The sequence below is a fragment of the Paenibacillus sp. FSL R10-2778 genome, assembly GCF_038593035.1.
Taxonomy (GTDB): domain Bacteria; phylum Bacillota; class Bacilli; order Paenibacillales; family Paenibacillaceae; genus Paenibacillus_AQ; species Paenibacillus_AQ odorifer.
Window position 1 is genome coordinate 492,787 of record NZ_CP151956.1, and the last position, 18,163, is coordinate 510,949.

General features: G+C 45.5%; 15 protein-coding genes. 9 read left to right on the plus strand and 6 right to left on the minus strand.

Annotated elements, in window-relative coordinates:
* Positions 1-228: 228 nt before the first annotated feature.
* Entirely contained in the window at positions 229-990 is a 762-nt protein-coding gene (locus NST40_RS02205; protein WP_076276003.1) for a CPBP family intramembrane glutamic endopeptidase, read from the minus strand.
* A gap of 264 nt (positions 991-1,254) precedes the next feature.
* Here NST40_RS02205 and NST40_RS02210 point away from each other — a divergent pair, with 264 nt between their 5' ends.
* Together NST40_RS02210 and NST40_RS02215 are read left to right on the plus strand one after the other, a co-directional pair.
* Positions 1,255-3,498: a heavy metal translocating P-type ATPase gene (locus NST40_RS02210; protein ID WP_342410379.1), complete on the plus strand. Its 2,244-nt coding sequence runs from the start codon at positions 1,255-1,257 to the stop codon at positions 3,496-3,498.
* Positions 3,499-3,679: 181 nt separating this feature from the next.
* Positions 3,680-5,722: a methyl-accepting chemotaxis protein gene (locus NST40_RS02215; RefSeq protein WP_341000992.1), complete on the plus strand. Its 2,043-nt coding sequence runs from the start codon at positions 3,680-3,682 to the stop codon at positions 5,720-5,722.
* A gap of 99 nt (positions 5,723-5,821) precedes the next feature.
* Here NST40_RS02215 and NST40_RS02220 read toward each other — a convergent pair whose 3' ends face one another.
* The 3 genes from NST40_RS02220 to NST40_RS02230 all read right to left on the minus strand — a co-directional run bounded on the left by NST40_RS02220 (position 5,822) and on the right by NST40_RS02230 (position 8,153).
* Positions 5,822-6,784 carry an L-lactate dehydrogenase gene (locus NST40_RS02220; protein ID WP_076124580.1) on the minus strand — a complete coding sequence of 321 codons (963 nt, stop codon included), beginning with the start codon at positions 6,782-6,784 and terminating at the stop codon, positions 5,822-5,824.
* 400 nt (positions 6,785-7,184) lie between these two features.
* Positions 7,185-7,685, minus strand: coding sequence for a cytochrome c biogenesis protein CcdC (locus tag NST40_RS02225; RefSeq protein ID WP_036682651.1), 501 nt, complete (start codon positions 7,683-7,685; stop codon positions 7,185-7,187).
* Positions 7,686-7,892: 207 nt separating this feature from the next.
* Complete coding sequence (locus NST40_RS02230; protein ID WP_036682650.1) at positions 7,893-8,153, minus strand: GlsB/YeaQ/YmgE family stress response membrane protein; 261 nt, start codon at positions 8,151-8,153, stop codon at positions 7,893-7,895.
* A gap of 250 nt (positions 8,154-8,403) precedes the next feature.
* Between NST40_RS02230 and NST40_RS02235 the strand changes: the two genes are divergently transcribed.
* On the plus strand, positions 8,404-9,453 hold the full coding sequence (locus NST40_RS02235) for a lactonase family protein (RefSeq protein ID WP_076276005.1): 1,050 nt from the start codon (positions 8,404-8,406) through the stop codon (positions 9,451-9,453).
* A 128-nt stretch (positions 9,454-9,581) separates the two neighbouring features.
* On the opposite strand, the gene NST40_RS02240 is transcribed toward NST40_RS02235, so the two are convergent.
* Positions 9,582-11,849, minus strand: coding sequence for a hypothetical protein (locus tag NST40_RS02240; protein ID WP_076276006.1), 2,268 nt, complete (start codon positions 11,847-11,849; stop codon positions 9,582-9,584).
* Positions 11,850-12,236: 387 nt separating this feature from the next.
* Here NST40_RS02240 and NST40_RS02245 point away from each other — a divergent pair, with 387 nt between their 5' ends.
* From NST40_RS02245 to NST40_RS02260, 4 genes are all read left to right on the plus strand, one after another.
* On the plus strand, positions 12,237-13,364 hold the full coding sequence (locus NST40_RS02245; protein WP_036682645.1) for a sulfate ABC transporter substrate-binding protein: 1,128 nt from the start codon (positions 12,237-12,239) through the stop codon (positions 13,362-13,364).
* A 93-nt stretch (positions 13,365-13,457) separates the two neighbouring features.
* Positions 13,458-14,306 carry a sulfate ABC transporter permease subunit CysT gene (cysT, locus tag NST40_RS02250; protein ID WP_076124574.1) on the plus strand — a complete coding sequence of 283 codons (849 nt, stop codon included), beginning with the start codon at positions 13,458-13,460 and terminating at the stop codon, positions 14,304-14,306.
* A gap of 128 nt (positions 14,307-14,434) precedes the next feature.
* Positions 14,435-15,298, plus strand: a complete 864-nt coding sequence (gene cysW / locus NST40_RS02255; protein WP_076101318.1) for a sulfate ABC transporter permease subunit CysW — start codon at positions 14,435-14,437, stop codon at positions 15,296-15,298.
* Between the two features lie 117 nt (positions 15,299-15,415).
* Complete coding sequence (locus NST40_RS02260) at positions 15,416-15,640, plus strand: YezD family protein (protein WP_076101319.1); 225 nt, start codon at positions 15,416-15,418, stop codon at positions 15,638-15,640.
* A 719-nt stretch (positions 15,641-16,359) separates the two neighbouring features.
* Here the strand turns inward: NST40_RS02260 and NST40_RS02265 are convergent.
* Positions 16,360-16,668 (minus strand): hypothetical protein, encoded by a 309-nt coding sequence (locus NST40_RS02265; protein ID WP_076134873.1) that lies wholly within the window; start codon positions 16,666-16,668, stop codon positions 16,360-16,362.
* Positions 16,669-16,847: 179 nt separating this feature from the next.
* On the opposite strand from NST40_RS02265, the gene NST40_RS02270 reads away from it, so the two are divergent.
* Both NST40_RS02270 and NST40_RS02275 read left to right on the plus strand, forming a co-directional pair.
* Positions 16,848-17,261: a GNAT family N-acetyltransferase gene (locus NST40_RS02270; RefSeq protein ID WP_081387389.1), complete on the plus strand. Its 414-nt coding sequence runs from the start codon at positions 16,848-16,850 to the stop codon at positions 17,259-17,261.
* A gap of 232 nt (positions 17,262-17,493) precedes the next feature.
* Positions 17,494-18,126 carry an NAD(P)-dependent oxidoreductase gene (locus NST40_RS02275; protein ID WP_076218933.1) on the plus strand — a complete coding sequence of 211 codons (633 nt, stop codon included), beginning with the start codon at positions 17,494-17,496 and terminating at the stop codon, positions 18,124-18,126.
* Positions 18,127-18,163 lie beyond the last annotated feature (37 nt).

Sequence of the window (18,163 nt, forward strand, 5' to 3'; positions counted from 1 at the left end):
CGATAATATGCTAAACCGGGGATAATACTGCTTTTAGTGTCAATTGGGTCCGTTAGCTGTGTGGTTTGCGACAAATATTGCTCTAATGAAGCTAAGTGGCATCTCAGCTTAACTAAGTAACATCTCAACTAAACTAAGTAGCATCCCAATTAAACCAGGCTGCGTCGGGGTTAACCAATGCGTTTAAATCCACTGAAGCCTTGTATTTTGAAGTAAGGATTTAGCTTATTAGCTGGCTTGATTTAGGTTCTTCGTTAGGTTTGGTTTTCTAAAGGACAACACTAGCCAGACACATTGCACAGCAAGCACTAGCAGGATAAATAGATCAATTCCCATGTATTCACTCGTATTATCGTTGCCCACAAACTGAATTAAATTATGTATAAAGTGAAAGGATATCAGCGGAAGAATATTATTATTTTTTAGCATCAACAAGGCTAGCGCAAAACCGATCAGAAGCGCATATACGAGTTGTAGAAGAATTTGTGTGATATCTGTGCTGGATAATGCATTAAGTAAGTGGGTAATAGAGAAAAGAATACTTGAAGTGATCACTGCTGTTTTAGCCCCTTTAGGAAGCAAGGTCTTTAAAATCAAACCGCGATAGATACTTTCCTCCACAAAAGCGACCAGCAGGGTGAAGAAGATAAAGAACAGTACCTCAGATGCACTGATCTCACGAAATCCCTTAAAGGATATGGTAATCAGGACCACTACTAGCGGGGCATAATAGATCCAGTTGCCCGAGGATATGGTGTTTAGAGGTCGGAAGCCAAGCGTGCTCCATTTGCGCTTAACTGTAAAGTAGATGATGAGTACAAGCGCGATTGGGATGAAGGAGATAAGTACAGGGGCGGTGTACGCAAGTTCCTTAATTGTTGCGTAAGCCCCGGCGGCAGTTACGGCTACAAGTAATAACACTTCGATAATAACTACGCTCCAAATAGGGTGTTTCTGTGAAAAAGAAGACGTTTTGGCTAGCTTTGACATGTTCTAAATTCATCCCTTCTGTGTAAATCATTTGCCCATCGAGCTTCATTGATAATGGGGTCATTCGTATGTAAGAAACTTACTTTGGGTCATACATGATTTTACATATTTTCACGTAAAGGTCAATTGATTTAATTTTTAAGATAATGTAGAAAAATGGTGTATATCGCGTATTGACCTTGAAATATAAAGGGAATATAATAGGGCTAAGATAACATATGAACAAGTGCTCATATATGGTTTTTATTTGAGGAGATGTGCCGTATGGATACAATGCAAGGAAAATTAAAACGTCAGTGGGAATTAGAAGGCTTGGATTGCGCCAATTGCGCGATGAAAATTGAAGATAAGGTGAAGAAGATTGAAGGTGTATCGTCTTGTTCCGTTAATTTTGTAACAAAAACAATGACGTTGGAAACTGCCGCAGGGTATGAGGAGTCAGCGATTGTAGAAGCGAAGAAAACGGTGAAGGCACTTGAGCCCCACGTAAATGTGAAAGAGAAGGTTGGGGGCAATCACAAGGCGCGCAATAGTGGCGCTCATGAACATACGCATAATCACGAGCATGGTCATGAGCACGGCCATCAAGCTGCTGGACATCATCATGGTCATGAGGATGCTGAAGGTCATGGTCATACGCACGAGCACGGGGAAGGTGATACACGCAAAATATTGCTGCGGTTAGGCGCTGGTGGAATTCTTGCTCTAGCTGGGATATTCCTGCCCGTGAATGGAGTAGTTGAATTGCTGATCTTTTTGGCAGCCTATCTTATCGTGGGTGGTGAAGTTGTCTGGCAGGCGGTTAAGAACATCATCCGTGGCCAGGTGTTTGATGAGAATTTCCTGATGGCTCTGGCAACTATCGGTGCATTTGCGATTGGTGAGTATCCAGAGGGTGTGGCTGTAATGCTGTTTTACCAGATTGGAGAACTGTTTCAAGGTCTGGCTGTGAATCGTTCACGCCGATCTATTACGGCACTTATGGATATTCGCCCCGAGTTTGCCTATCTCAAGCTTGGAAATGATCTGAAGAAGGTCTCACCAGAGGAAGTAGCCATCGGAGATTTGATTGTTGTTAAACCCGGTGAGAAGGTACCCCTTGACGGAACAATACTTGAAGGTAACGCCATGATGGACACATCTGCACTTACTGGAGAGTCGGTACCACGATCAGCTGGTCCAGGAAGTGCGGTGTTAAGTGGTTTTATTAACCGGAACGGCGTAATTACTGTGCAAGTTACTCAGACCTTTGGAGAATCGGCCGTATCCAAAATACTGGAGCTAGTGCAGAATGCGTCAAGCAACAAAGCTAAAACGGAGAACTTTATTACTAAATTTGCACGTGCCTACACGCCTGTAGTAGTGATCACAGCAGTCCTGCTGGCCGTCGTTCCTCCACTGCTGATCAGTGGTGCAACTTTTTCGGATTGGATTTACCGTGCACTTGTATTCCTCGTAATCTCTTGTCCTTGTGCGCTTGTGGTCTCGATTCCACTGGGATTCTTCGGAGGGATTGGTGCAGCTTCACGCAGCGGTATTCTGATTAAGGGAAGTAACTACCTGGAAGCCCTAAATGATGTGAAGGTAGTTGTCTTTGATAAAACGGGAACGTTGACCAAGGGACAGTTTAAGGTGACAGGAATTTATCCGTCGGGTGGCAAATCTAAGGATGAATTACTGCGGACAGCCGCTTATGCGGAGAGCCATTCCAATCACCCGATCGCTGAGTCGATTCGGACGGCTTATGGTGAACAGATTTCTAAGGAAGCTATCTCGAATTACAATGAAATCTCTGGTCATGGTATCGAAGTAACTATCGAAGGCAAGACCGTATTTGCAGGTAACGCACGTCTGATGGAGCGTGAGGGAATTGCTTATGAGGTCCCAGAGCAGAGCGGTACAGTTGTTCACATAGCGGTAGATCATCAATATGAAGGTTATCTGGTGATCGCTGATGAAGTGAAGGAGGACTCACTGCAGGCCATTCAGCGCCTCAAAAAGCTGGGAATACGCAAGACGGTGATGCTGACAGGTGATGCTTCCGCCGTAGCTGAAGATGTAGGGAAGCAGTTAGGGGTAGATGAGGTACACGCAGAGCTTTTACCACAGCATAAGGTAGAGGCCATCGAGAAGCTGGATCGTGATAAGTCTCCACGCGAGAAGATTATTTTTGTCGGAGACGGAATTAATGATACTCCTGTACTGGCTAGAGCCGATGTCGGCATCGCTATGGGAGGACTTGGTTCCGACGCTGCCATTGAAGCAGCAGATATTGTAATTATGACCGATGAGCCTTCGAAGATTGCTGTAGCTATCGGAATTGCCAAGCGTACTCGAGCCATCGTATGGCAAAATATTATTTTTGCTTTAGGTGTAAAAGCTATATTCCTTCTGCTCGGTGCATTTGGGATTGCCACGATGTGGGAGGCTGTATTCTCAGATGTAGGGGTAACCGTACTTGCCGTACTGAACAGTATTCGAGCTTTAAAAGTGCAAGACGAGGGTTAAGAATCTTTGGTGTATTAAATAAATGAACTCAACAAAAGTAAGCTTTAGGATTCCGGTTTTAGGGGTCTTAGGGCTTATTTTTTTTATTCTCCAGCAAAGAATTTGTCTATTTTTGCCGATATAGAAGATATATCCACATCAGGAGATATTATAACAAATGGAGTGAGGAGGCTATTTCATCGTGAATGAAAATGAAATGAAAGGAAACAAGATGAAAAAAATGAGAAAAAATGTAACGAAGAGAAAAGCGACGTCAATTCAACTTAAGTGGTCATCTGTTATATTAGCTATTGCAATCGTGCCGCTCATGGTAGCGACCATATTTTTACTTGATTATTTCGGCAATGTCACACGCACAGACAGTGAGCAAATGGCGCAGGACACCATTAATACGAACACATTCCGGATGGATGAGTGGCTATCCAACAAAACCTCGTCCGTAAAGGATCTGGTGTCCCAGCATCCTGAGTTCGATTTTACAAATCCGGCAAGTATCTTCCCTGTGATAGAAGTGCTGGAGGAAAGTGACAGTGAGACAGAAGGTTACAGTGTCATTAGTAAAGACGGCCAGTTAACCAATATGATGAACATGACCGCGAATGTAGCAGATGCGAGCTATTTCTTGAAAGCGAAAGAAACACATGCGCCTGTGTTGGGGGAAATGTCCTATCTGGAGCAGCTTGATAAATATATCATTCCAATCGTAGTTCCTGTCATGGATAAGGATAAGCAATTTATGGGAGGTATTGTCTTCTCGATTACTCCTGAAGTTCTTGCCCAAATGAGTAATGAAATTACTATGGCGGATACCGGATTTGGATACGTAATCTCAAATGATGGCATGTATTATACTTATCCAGACGTCAGTCGTATGGGCAAAAAAATTACCGATTACGCTAAAGAGCCGGCTCTTCAGAAGGTCGTTGACAAGATTTTGAGCAACAAAGAGGGGTCCGAAACTTATAAGGGCGAAGATGGTAAGAAAGTCATTACATACTTTAAGACAATTCCAGATACTGATCTGAAGCTTCTTGTAACAGTGCCGGAGAAAGAGGTTTTTGCCAAAGTGACCTCTGCACAAAGAACAGCAATGTTCATCTTACTGGCAGTTATACTTGTCATAATTTTTGTTTCACTGTACCTTACTCGTCTTATCGTTAGACCCATTAAAGCTATTTCCTCGACTATGAAAAAGGTGGCAGAGGGTCATCTGAATGAGAGGGTTAAAGTGCAGTCCGGAGATGAGATCGGCGAGATGAGTCAAAATATCAATGATATGATTGAGACACTCTCCGGTATTGTCAACAAGATTGATACAACAGTAGTGGAGGTTGCTTATTCCTCAGAAGGAATGCTGAAATCGGCTCAACGTTCGTCCTATACTTCAGCAGAGGTTGCTACAGTTATCCAAGAAGTAGCTCAAGGAATGGAAGAGCAATTTAGAGGCTCCGAGCAATCCGCAAGAGCAACGGAAGAGATGGCTGTAGGTTTGCAACGTATTGCTGAGTCCTCTGCAGCGGTATCAGATCAGGCTGAGACAGTCAACTCAGAAGTAGAGAGTGGCTATTTGGAAATTCAATCTACACTGCAACAGATGGCTGTTATCAGTTCCACAGCTAATCAGACTGCCGAGATGATTGGGAAATTAAGTGAGCAATCGGAACAAATCGGACAAATTGTGGATGTAATTTCTGAGATATCCAATCAGACAAGCTTATTATCTTTGAATGCTTCTATTGAGGCTGCCAGAGCTGGAGAACATGGTCGTGGCTTCGGTGTAGTTGCGAATGAGGTGAAAAAGTTAGCAGAGCGGACGAACAGTTCCATCATTAGTATAGTGGAGCTAATCGGCGGCATTCAGTCTTCAACAACAAGTGCAGCGGATTCCATGAAGAAGAGTATTGAGGAAATTGGCGATGGAATGGGGAAAATGCAAAACGTCGGTGTTTCCTTTGATCATATCCGTTCTTCGATCCGTGAAGTATCGTCGCAAATACAGGATGTGTCAGCAATTAATGAAGAGATGTCAGCCGGCACGGAAGAAATAACGGCTTCTATATCCGATATGCTCGGAATAGCTAAAGAATCTGCTGAGAATGCTCAGGCGGTCTCCTTAGCTTCAGGGGAGCAGACAGAGATTATGAAGGATGTCGTGTCCTCCGCGGAATCACTTAATGAAGTGATGTCTGTGCTGAAAGAAGAAATCGAAAAGTTTAAAAAGTAGGAGATAAACTGAGATTCATCTCCTAATAATACAAAAAATCGCTCTCTGGGAGCTGGCGGGTGATCTCACCCATTCCCAAAGTAGCGATTTTTTTATGAATTAAACGCTGTCTTCCAGCTGTAGGCTCTCGATGCCTGCACGTACAATGTTGCAGGAGTGGTTCAATTTCTGGGTTTCCTCTGTATTTAAATTAAGCTCCAGCAGCTCTTGAATCCCAGTGTTGCCTATGATGGCGGGCACGCCCGTGCATACACCGCTATGTCCGTACTCTCCATCCAGAATGGCGGATACGGCGATAATTTTGTGCTCATCATTCAGGATCGAACGGGTAATGTAGGCAAGTGCGCTGCCAATCCCGAAATGTGTGGAGCCTTTACGGGTGAAAATTTCCCAGCCGGCATCTTTTGTCTTGCGGGAGATATCCTCCAGATCCAAATGCGGGAACCGCTCGCGATGCTGATCTAAAATTTGCAGAATAGGCTTGCCGCCAATTGTTACATGGGACCAAGCTACAAATTGGGATTCACCATGTTCACCTAAGGCGTAGCCATTAACACTACGCGGGTCAATGGAGAACACATCGGAGAGCAGGGTTTTTAGGCGCGACGAGTCAATGGAGGTCCCGGTACCAATAATTCTGTGGCGAGGCAGACCTGATATTTTCCAGACCATATAAGTGACAATATCGACCGGATTAGCGGCGACTACGAAAATTCCATCAAATCCCCCAGCCATGATGTTGGTAATGATTTCTCGAGTAATAACCGCAGAGGCTTCCAATACGTCAAGTCGGGTCTGCCCGGCTGTTGGATTAGCGCCAGCGGTTAAGATAACGACATCCATTTTTGCACAATCGCTATAGGTTCCGGCATACACCTTTGTGCGTGTGCTTGTGAAATCCATACAGTGCGAGAGATCAAGTGCTTGTGCCATAGCCCGATCATAGGTGCGGTCGATCATCATAATTTCGTCGCAAATGGCCTGATTAACCATGGAGTAAGCACAGCTTGAACCCACCATTCCGGCCCCGACGATGGCTACTTTTCTCGATTTACTTTTCAATTGCCTTGTCCTCACTCTCTAAAAGTTATACGCAGTATAGGCTTCCAAATGATATTTATTTCAGCATTAAGGTCTTTTGGAAGCTTATCGTTAGGTATGCTTATAGTTTAACGTATCCCTTCGCAAGTTACCTGACATCGGACTTGCAAAGATTATATTTTTTCTGTTTAATGCTGAATAGGTGACATGATAAGTTAGTTATTTCAGGAGATCTATCCCTATAGTGTATGTAAAGTGCTTAAAGAGGATGTAATAAGAGGATGGCTAATTGATGTCAGAAAAGGGTGAAAAGTAGAAAAAAGCAGAGGAGAACATAAGCTTGAGTTACAAGAGGTAAGAAGTCATCTCAAGGATATCGGGTAAGAACCCTGAGATGGCTTCTTAGGATTATTATTGATAATCATGGCTGCGGCAGCAGACTCCCCGAGGAGGTCATAGCCTTATAACGCTTGAACATAAAAAATCTCCAATGAACAATCATGCCGAAGGCTAAAATAAAGAACAAACCACCGGACTGTGGAATAGACACATAACGGTTAATAAATTCATGGAGTAAAGTGCGGACTAGAAGAAGTCCGAGCAGGATAAACGCAAAGCTCTTGGAGCGTTGAGCGTAAATTTGTCCATCACGTTGTTCAAAGTGGGTGCTGCGTATAAGAGGATACGCGAAGATGAACCAGCCAATCAAAAAGGCGACTGCCGCCCACCATAATGGGAATCTGACCGCAGGTGCCACAAACATGGCAAAACCCGTCGACATACCGAGAGGTGGAATCCATATTTTTCGAATAGTAACCGGACGTGCGCTTGCTTTTAGACGAATGAAAATAACCATCAGCGCCATGAACAAAGCCCCTAATGTGGAGCCAATATGTAGAAGCGAGGGGTTTATGTTACCCATGATACACGACCTCTCTATGATTTCAGTCACTTGTATCTTCATTATAACAGAAAAACGATGGCAAAACATTGAAGTGTATTGGCTCCATCCCCGCAACAATTCCAGCAGAGGAATTTTTTCTTAAAGGAACGATACATACAAAAATCCCCGCCAGAGCATACTCTGACGAGGATTTATTGATGTGAATATTATTATCTCAGCCCAGACTTACGAACGGCTGCGTCCACTTGTCGAGCGAAGAATAAGGCTCACGATAAAGATCAGCACAACGGCACCGATCAAAGAAGGGAAGAAGTAGAAATCACTTACTTTAGGTCCCCAGCTTCCCAGAAGCACGCCACCCAGCCATGAACCGATAATACCAGCGATGATATTACCGATAACACCACCAGGAATATCTCTGCCCATAATCAGACCAGCCAACCAACCAATAACCCCACCAACGATTAACATCCATAGAAAACTCATGTTACTTCAACTCCTTCGTTTTGTTGTTTGCGATGTCTACTATTAACCTTTGTGACCATCTTTAAACCACATGGAAAAACTTACTTCTTCCGGAATGGTTAGGAAGTAGGCTCTAAATGCAGTTTCGATAATGTATTACAACTATAAACATGCTATAGTGAAAAAATATTATAAAATTATGAGTAAACCCCTATTAGTAAAGGGTAAGTAAGAAGTAATACAATACATAAAAGATAAAGGAGCCACTATTATGGAACGGGCTAATGAGGCATTGTTTTATGCAGGAACGTATAACTCTGAGAACGAGAAGGCGATTCAGTTATGTGCGCTTAGTCTTTTGTCGGGGGAAATGAGAATTCTTGAGGGTACCGAGGGAATTGAGAATCCATCGTTTTTAGCTGTGAATAAAGCAGGCAGCGTGTTGTATGCAGTTAGTGAGAAGGATCAAGGTGAGGTTTACGCATATGCAATTGATCCCGCAACTAAAGCGTTGAAATCACTTGGAAGTCGTCCTACGGAAGGTGGCGCTCCTTGTTATGTCTCCATTAGTCCTAAGGAAGATTACATATTCGTCTCCAATTACTCAGGAGGCAATGTTAATGCTTTTCCTGTAAATGAAGATGGTTCGCTTCAAGAGATGTCCGACCAAGTAAAACATGTGGGTTCAGGCATTCGTGAAGACCGTCAGGAGGCTCCGCATCCGCACTCTGTCATTCCGGACGCAAGTGGTAGACATGTGCTGGTGTGCGATTTGGGACTGGATCAAATTGTGATCTATCGCCCTGAAGAGGGCAAACTGGTAAAACATCGTGAGCTTAATCTGCCACCTGGTTCAGGTCCACGTCATCTGGCGGTGCATCCCTCTGGACAATGGATCTACCTGGCGAATGAACTGAATTGTACAGTAACGGCATTTGCTAATGATGAACAGGATGCAAATCTAAATGTTTTACAGCATCTTAGCACGCTTCCTGAAAATTATACTGCCGGTAGTGACGATACAGCTTCCGATATTCATGTCTCCCCTTGTGGCAGATTCCTGTATGTCTCCAATCGGGGACAAGACAGTATCGCCCTGTTCCATATCGATGAATTAACGGGTCTGCTTGAAGCAGTGGATTGGCAGGGTACCGGCGGGCGTACTCCGCGTAACTTTGCAATTATTGGGGATAAGCTGCTTGCTGCTAATCAGAATAGTGATAATATTACCTCGTTCTCTATCGATAGTGAGAGTGGCAGATTAATCCCTACAGGAAATGAATTGGAAATGAAGTCACCTGTTTGTGTGCAAGCGTTGTAGGCTGAGACTAGGTTATTGTATGTCGTAAAAATAAGGGCTATTCCCGTATCCATTCATTTTTTCGTGAGTGGAGGTTGGGAATAGCCCTATTTTGCAAATGAAGTCCTAAGGATAATAGCAAGTGATTTTTAAAATGTATTTCGGATACCTAAATCGTAAAAACCGATGTCATCCAGCATGATCCGGTCGCCTTCTTCATCAAGATAGAAGGTGATTTCTGTCAGGTTATCAGGATCCAGCTCTGGTTCTTCCTCTTGAAATTGTTCGAACGGCATCTCGTAGGTTTGAAATACAGCTTCGGAAAGGTCACCGTATTTGCCATCGTTTATCCGCTCTTCAAGCCATGGGAATAACGTGAACTGAGTTTGTGGAAGCGGCAGTATGTCCATTACTTCATCCAACGTCAAGCGGGCTGAGGTATCATTATGGTCAGTTAACTCCACCTCAACCTTTGGAGGTAGTGGAACATCCATTTCTTCACTAATGTCACCATTCAGATTTGCCATAGAGAACGTAAGGCCATCTGCCCCTAAAAGAGCAGTTTCAGTACGGACACTGCCGTTAAGCTTAATGTTGTAATAAGCTTCTTCGTTTTTGCTGGCTGTGCGTTCAAGGACAACACCATAGGTCGCTTTGCTTTTCGACTCCCGGTCTTTAGCCAGCTCTTCTGACCAAGAAACACCCGATGCTTCTGCTGTTCCCAGTTCTACTGTGTTTTTGTTACGGTCATCGTCGAATGTGGCTACAGGACGATATCCCCCGCTTTGGAATCGATTGTAGTAGGCGGTATCTGGTAACCACTTCAGCCCGCTGCGATAATCCCGGAACAAGCTTTGGTATTCCTCTTTTTCATGCAAGGTGGTCTCCAAGAAAGCTGATACATAGACCTTAGCGATTTGCCGTTGTTTGTCTGCATCCATGATTTGTGCCCGATTTAAAAAGAGTCCAGCTGGCAAGGTCTGATCATACCCGCCCCAATCGCTGTTGAATTGACTGTGATTGGCGTCCGCAATATACAGCGAGCTTTTGAAAGCAGACGATCCTTGGGAATAGGAGGTACGTATATACTGCCGATCACCATAGAAATCATGTACATCTCCATCGCGGGCTCCCTGGAGGGTCAAATAATTGATGTCTTTGAGACGGGCTTGCTGGTCATCTATCGTTTTGTCCGTTGGTGCAAGCGCGATTACAGAGGTTATATTAAAGCGATTAACTGCCGCCATCACCGGATCATCCTTGAACCAACGAGTGGCATCCGCGGCCATAGCTACGGCTTGTCCTCCGCGGCTATGGCCGAGCAGGGCGGTTTTTGTGAAATCTATTTTCTGATAAAAAGGACTGCCCGGATCATCTGAAAAGTCTGCTAGCTGCTCTAAATGTTTCAGTAGGGTCCAAGTCCGTACTTTAAAATCATTGTCCGGAATACCGGACCAAGCAGAATAATTCAGGAAATTCTCATCGAGCGAGATCGCGATAAATCCCCGGCTTGCCAATAGTTCGCCGAGATAAGCGTACCCGCCATCAGAGTAATCCTCCATCATATGATTGCCGTGCACCATCAGTACTACTGGATATGGACCTTCGCCTTCTGGCATCCATACGCGACCATTCAAGGGAAGTGCCTTATAATCGAAACCCCAGAATAAAGTGCGCAGCTTTGACCAATCCTTAATATAAGCAGAAGCATCGGCCGTAGAGGATATCAAGCTTGTATCCTTACCGTATTCGGCACGATGTAGATCGGTACCACTGGCATAGGTGAAGGTCTGATAAGCTAGATTACCTGGTTTTCCAGGATCGGAGGCTGTAAGTGGAACAACTTCCGTATCGTTGATGTCGACCGACTCTGAAATAGGCAGTTCTTGCACTCCGCTTGCCAGCGCAAGTGGGGAAAAAGTCACTGCCACTGTTAGCAGAAGTCCTAATGTTATTCTTTTGCTGCGGAGCAGGCCAATGGCTAATCCGCCTAGTGCTCCTAGCAGTGCAAGCACGACCGCAATGACAACCGCAGCCTCAATTTCAAAATCTGCATAATATAAGATTAGTAGAATAGCTCCAAAATCACTCAATACACAGCCTGCGAATAATCTTGGGATACGCAGTCCGGTCAACGCTAGCAGAACAGCCAAGATATTGCCGGAAATCGCCAGCAGGACAGTGCCTGCACCTGCAGCAAGAGCGATATCGGTAGGTTTACCTAATCCAGTAGGAATGCCTAACACGGCAGTACTAAAGGCTAAAAAGCATACTATCCACAGACCGGCTATAGCTGTTCTCCAAACTGCTGTATCGTAACGGTAGGTTCCCCTAATTCTTCGTCCAATTTCTTGAGCCATACGTCTGTGGAGCCGCGGTTTCAACGGCGCAGGGACGTACTCTAAATCCATACCCATGACTCTCTCCCCTGACATAAAGCGGTAATTTCTCTTAACCCATAAGCTGTAGCAATAATATTACTTTATAGCATCAATAACAAGTGGATCTTACAGGAACCGACCCCATAGCTTGTATGGTGTGGTGTGTGTGAGTTTTCTTTGACATAGGCTGGAAAAAAAGGTTTGACACAGTTAAAGGGTTTCAGTATTATATCCATATAAACCAACTAAGTAGATAGGAATAATTGAAGAAAGTTCTTACCGTACGAACGGAGGAACGCCTGCATTAGGCTCGCAGACACGGTCTTAGGACCGGTTTGACCTGCCATACGTAGGCTTTCCTCCGTTCTTTTTGTGTTACCCAAGGGTTTGTCTGGTACGAAAAAACATGGGGGAGTGGAAAAGATGAAGAAAAAGATGAATAAAGGGCTTCTTGTAGGGTTTAGCTTGTTGCTGACGGCAGGGCTTACTGCTGCTTGCGGCAGCAATAACAATAACGGCAATAGTGCTAGTCCGGCAACAGACGCACCAGCAACAACCAATTCAGCGGAGGCCACAAATGCGGCTGAAGCCACCAAAACTCCATCTAAAGATCCAGTAGAACTACTGAACGTATCTTATGACCCTACTCGCGAATTGTACGAGAATTATAATAAAGCTTTTGCTGCCTATTGGGAGAAAGAAACAGGACAGAAGGTCACCATTAAACAATCCCACGGTGGATCGGGGAAACAAAGCCGTGCTGTGCTTGATGGCCTGGAAGCGGATGTTGTGACATTAGCACTTGGTTATGATATTGATGCCTTGCAGGAAAAGGGACTGATCAACGAGGGCTGGCAAAGTAAATTCGATCATAACAGCTCGCCTTACACCTCGACTATCGTGTTCCTTGTACGCAAAGGGAATCCGAAAGGAATCAAGGATTGGCCAGATCTGCTCAAAGAGGGCGTAGAGGTTATTACACCAAACCCGAAAACATCAGGTGGAGCACGCTGGAACTACTTGGCGGCTTGGGGTTATGCACTAGACCAGAACAATAACGATGAGGCTAAGGCTGAGGAATTTGTAAAAGAACTGTTCAAGCATGTGCCAGTGCTGGATACCGGCGCGCGTGGATCTACGACAACGTTTGTGGAGCGTGGAATTGGTGATGTGCTGATCGCATGGGAGAATGAAGCCTATTTATCCGTGGAAGAGCTTGGACCGGACAAATTTGATATCGTGAATCCTTCGGAGAGCATTCTGGCTGAACCGCCAGTAGCTATAGTAGATAAGGTTGTGGACAAAAGAGACACGCGTGAGGTATCCGAGGCGTACCTGAAGTATCTCTATAGTGAAGAGGGACAAAAAATCGCGGCTGAGAACTATTACCGTCCTACATTAGATAGTGTGAAAGAAGAATACAAAGATAAGTTCCCGGAAATCAAGCTGTTCACATTGGCTGACAAATTCGGAACCTGGAAAGAAACGCAAGAGAAGCATTTTAATGATGGCGGGATCTTTGACAAGATTTATGTGCCGGGTGCCAAATAACAGATGAATGAAATGCAGGATATGATTATTGAGATTTGTCCCGGTAGGGGCTGATCGGCTAAAAGGCCGAAGGCGAGAAAGGATGAATAGGGGATGAATGTCACCACTACGGCTGCACCAGCAGCAACGCGGCGCAAAATACTGCCCGGCTTCGGGCTGACGATGGGCTACAGTGTTTTATACCTGAGTCTAGTGGTTCTACTGCCACTTTCGGCGCTACTGTTCAATTCTACAGGTCTGAGCTGGGCGAAATTCTGGGATGTAGCTACGGACCCGCGGGTATTAGCTTCGTATCGTGTGAGCCTGTCGACAGCTGCTGCGGCTGCTTTTGTAGATGCAATTCTAGGTCTTTTGCTGGCGTGGGTACTGGTACGTTATGAATTTCCGGGCAAAAGAATATTTGATGCGCTGATCGATCTCCCGTTTGCCTTGCCGACAGCTGTAGCTGGTGTCTCCTTGACGGCGCTCTATGCAGGCAATGGCTGGATTGGGTCTTGGCTTGAGCCGCTGGGATTAAAGGTGGCATTCACTCCGCTCGGGATTACCTTGGCTTTGATGTTCATCGGCATACCGTTCGTTGTCCGGACGGTGCAGCCGGTGCTGGAGGATTTGGACAGAGATATGGAGGAGGCTTCGGCAACCCTTGGCGCAGGCCGCTGGAGAACCTTTCGTTCAGTAGTTCTGCCTGAGCTGTTTCCGCCACTGCTAACAGGTTTTGCTCTAGCTTTTGCTCGGGGCATCGGTGAATTCGGCTCCGTCGTGTTCATCTCCGGTAACATGCCGATGAGGACGGAGATTGCTCCGCTGCTTATTATGTCTAAACTGGAGCAATATGATTATGCCGGAGCTACCGCCGTTGCCCTGCTATTGCTCCTCATCTCTTTCTTAATGTTACTTGTTATTAATACACTTCAGCGCTGGGTTCGTAAGACTTCTCGTTGAGGGTAATCGCCGTGACAGCAGACGTCCGAACATGTTCAAACTTACTCGGAGACACTCGATATCTGCCGTTGATATTGAATATTCCAAGCTATCTTGTCTTCGTAAAACCCTTTAAAGGAGGAATAATTTTGGCCGGTACCGTCCCTCTCCATACCCCCCGGCTACAAAAGAATGCGTCCTCGTCCGCGACAACGGAAACCCCAATTGTAAAATGGGTGTTGATCGGAGCGGCTGGGCTAGTCCTTTTTTGGCTGATTGCTCTGCCATTAGTTGTTGTGTTAACCGAGGCACTTAAGAAGGGCTGGGACGTATATATTGCTGCCCTGACTGATCCGGATGCCCGCTCAGCGCTGCGATTGACGCTGCTTGTTGCGGCGATAACTGTGCCTCTGAATACCTTTTTTGGTGTAACAGCGGCGTGGGCTGTAACCAAGTTCCGTTTCCGCGGCAAAGGGTTTCTGATCACCTTGATTGATCTCCCTTTTGCAGTCTCGCCAGTCATCGGCGGCCTAATCTTTGTACTCGTCTTCGGAGCAAACGGATGGTTTGGCCCTTGGCTGAGCGCCCATGATATTAAGATCGTATTTGCGCTTCCGGGTATCGTGCTAGCCACGTTGTTTGTGACGTTTCCTTTTGTAGCGCGTGAGTTAATCCCGCTGATGGAGGATCAGGGTACACAGGAGGAAGAAGCGGCAATTACACTCGGCGCACATGGGTGGCAAATCTTTTTCAGAGTCACGCTGCCTAATATTAAATGGGGGTTACTATACGGCATTATTTTGTGTAATGCGCGGGCCATGGGTGAGTTTGGTGCGGTTTCTGTGGTGTCCGGGCACATCCGTGGGGAGACGAATACGCTGCCGCTGCATGTTGAGATTTTGTACAACGAATATCAATTTTCAGCATCTTTTGCAGTAGCTTCTTTGCTCCTGTTATTGGCTTTGGTAACGATGATTATTAAAAGCTGGTTGTCGCGAAAAAATGCCCATTGACATGACTTTTAGTTCCATGCTAAGTTAATTCATAGTATACTGGTTGGTAATAACGGAATTGAAGAAAAAAGGAATTTAGGCGGATATAATCCTTTGGTGAGAAAGGGAGGCTAGAGAATGGCTAAACCGCTGAAAGTGGACGATTTATGGCTTACGCGGATTGCAGGACTTCTGGATGATATGGAATTTGGCTCATTGCATATTGTGGTTCATGAAGGTCAGATTGTTCAGATGGAGCGTACGGAACGCAAACGGTTTGAGAATAGCAGTGGCAACGCAAATGGACGTTATATTGGTGAAAGCGGCAGCCGGCGGGCCGATTCTCAATCGGCGGGACGTTGATTCAATCTCTGGGCAATCATAAAGGTATATATCATCTTTTTGGATAAAAGATTATGGAGTTGTCACATAAGCCACGAAATGGCTGTTGGGGCAACTCCTTTTTCTTCGTATGCTTGATATTTGGCACGTATGACGCACCATATGACGCACCCTATCGGACTCAGTTGACGCTAAACACAGTATTATGCCACATTTGCCCCGCTAACGGACCGCATAGCCGCTATTGGCATAAAAAACACCACATATGGACCTGATTCTAAGCAATAACGTCCCTGGAGTCCGAAACCACGCTTAAAAAGCTGAAAAGGTGCAAATAACGTCATCTGGGTCCCTAGGTCGCAGGAATGATGAGTGTTGAAGCAGACCGCCTAACAGTAAGAACACAGCAAGATGTCATCCGGGTTCGTAGGTCGCCGGAAATGATGAGTGTTGAAGCAGACCGCTCATGAGTAAGAACACAGCAATATGTCATCTGGGTCCGTAAGTCGCTGGGAATGATGAGTGTTGAAGCAGACCGCTCATTAGTAAGAACATACAATACGTCATCTGGGTCCGTAAGTCGCAGGAATGATGAGTGTTGAAGCAGACCGCCCACCAGTAAGAACACAGCAATACGTCATCCGGGTCCATAGGTCGCAGAGGATGATCTGTCTCTTTACGACATATACAAATGATCAGCCCGTAGGGCAGCTACATATTTTGATGACGCAGTACGTTTGTTAATAACGAGGGGCTTGGCGTGAGGCGGATACGCCCTCCATCAACAGGATGAACGCAGTAATGGCGTGCATAATCCAACCAACGATCGGAACAAAAGCTAAAATCGAGGTGATAATGCCCAGAACGTTCCCCATGAATGGTTTATGTTCTCTTTGCAGCACAACAACGGCTACAGCATGAAGCAAAAAGGCAATGGCCAAAGGGACCCAACCATTAGCAATGATAAAGAGTCCGCCAATCAACGGCAGAGCCAGAAAAGCTTCATAAAGGCATGTTCCCCATTTAAACAGCTTGGCTACAGGAGACATAATGCTTCACCCACCCTTTTAAAAATATTGTTACAGATACTATTCCACACAGTCAGTAAAGGAATTCAAGAATATAATGCTTATCCCTCAGTTTCAAAAACATCCCTAGCAGTGAGCCTTGCCTGTGAACCATGCAGTCGTATATAGTGGGAACAGCAATGCTGAACGGAGGAGTGCGGATGGAAACAACAAGTAAGCTTGATATACGCCATGAACAGCCTTCAGTGGAACAGTATTTGGCACTGAGAAAAGAAGCTGGGCTGAGTGAAATGAGTGTGGAAGGTGCAACGATCGGTTTGCCTCGTTCTAATTTTGCGGTAACTTTGTATGAGGAGAATAACCTAATCGGGATGGGACGGGTGATTGGCGATGGGGGATGCTTTTTTCAGGTCACGGATATCGCGGTCAAGCCTTCACATCAAGGACGAGGTTTGGGAAAGCTGATCATGCAGGAAATCAGGAAGTTCCTTACTACTGTACCGGACAAGGCGTATGTAAGTCTGATTGCAGATGGAGAAGCCTCGAAGCTCTATGCACAATATGGATTTGAATCGGTTATGCCACATTCTCAGGGAATGTTTTTGCGTCGCTAAGCTAAGGCGAATTCATGCTGCTTTTTTAGTAGAGAGTGCCCCTTGTATTGGTTAAGGGGTTTTTGGTCTGGAAGTGGAGTAGTAGGCGCGATCTGGTTTCGATCGGATTTGAGCGGATAAATAATGTTTAAAGGCTGTAAGGGAAAAGCTATTCAGATGAGCATCAAAAAAATAATAGAGCAGGAAGGCTGCACGATAATGGCCTTGCTCGTAGAATGTGAGGAACAACAAGATGGATGTTGTAATATTGGGCGCTTCAGGAACGATTGGAAAGGCAATTGTACAGGAGGCATTAAAAAGAAAACACGAAGTAACAGCTGCGGTACGCAATCCAGAGTCAGTAACTCTCGAACACGAGCGTTTACATGTAACAACGGTGGATATTCTTGATCCGGCTTCAGTAGCGGCTGCGGTCCGTGGCCATGAAGAGGTAATCAGTGCTTATGGACCAGGAGCGGGCCACGAGCAGGATCTGATTACGGCGGCAAAAGCGTTGGTGGAGGGTATGCAGACGGCAGGGTTAAATCGGCTGTTGGTTGTTGGAGGTGCAGGTAGCTTAAAGACTGAAACTGGAGAGCTGCTGATGAATACACCGGATTTTCCTGAAGAGTTTAAACCAGTTGCAGAGGCGCATGCGCAGGCTTATGAGATTTACAAAAATACAGAATTGGATTATACGTATCTCAGTCCTGCTGCGGTAGTTCATCCAGGTCGTCGTACAGGTCATTTCCGCATCGGATTGGACCGTCTTATTCTAGATGAGAATGGTGAAAGCAAGATTAGTGTGGAGGATTTCGCTGTAGCTATGGTGGACGAGCTGGAGGAAGGGAATTTTAGTCGGGCCAGATTTACTGTCGCTTACTGATATCAGACTTGCGCCGGACTTGCGCTCGGACTTGTAC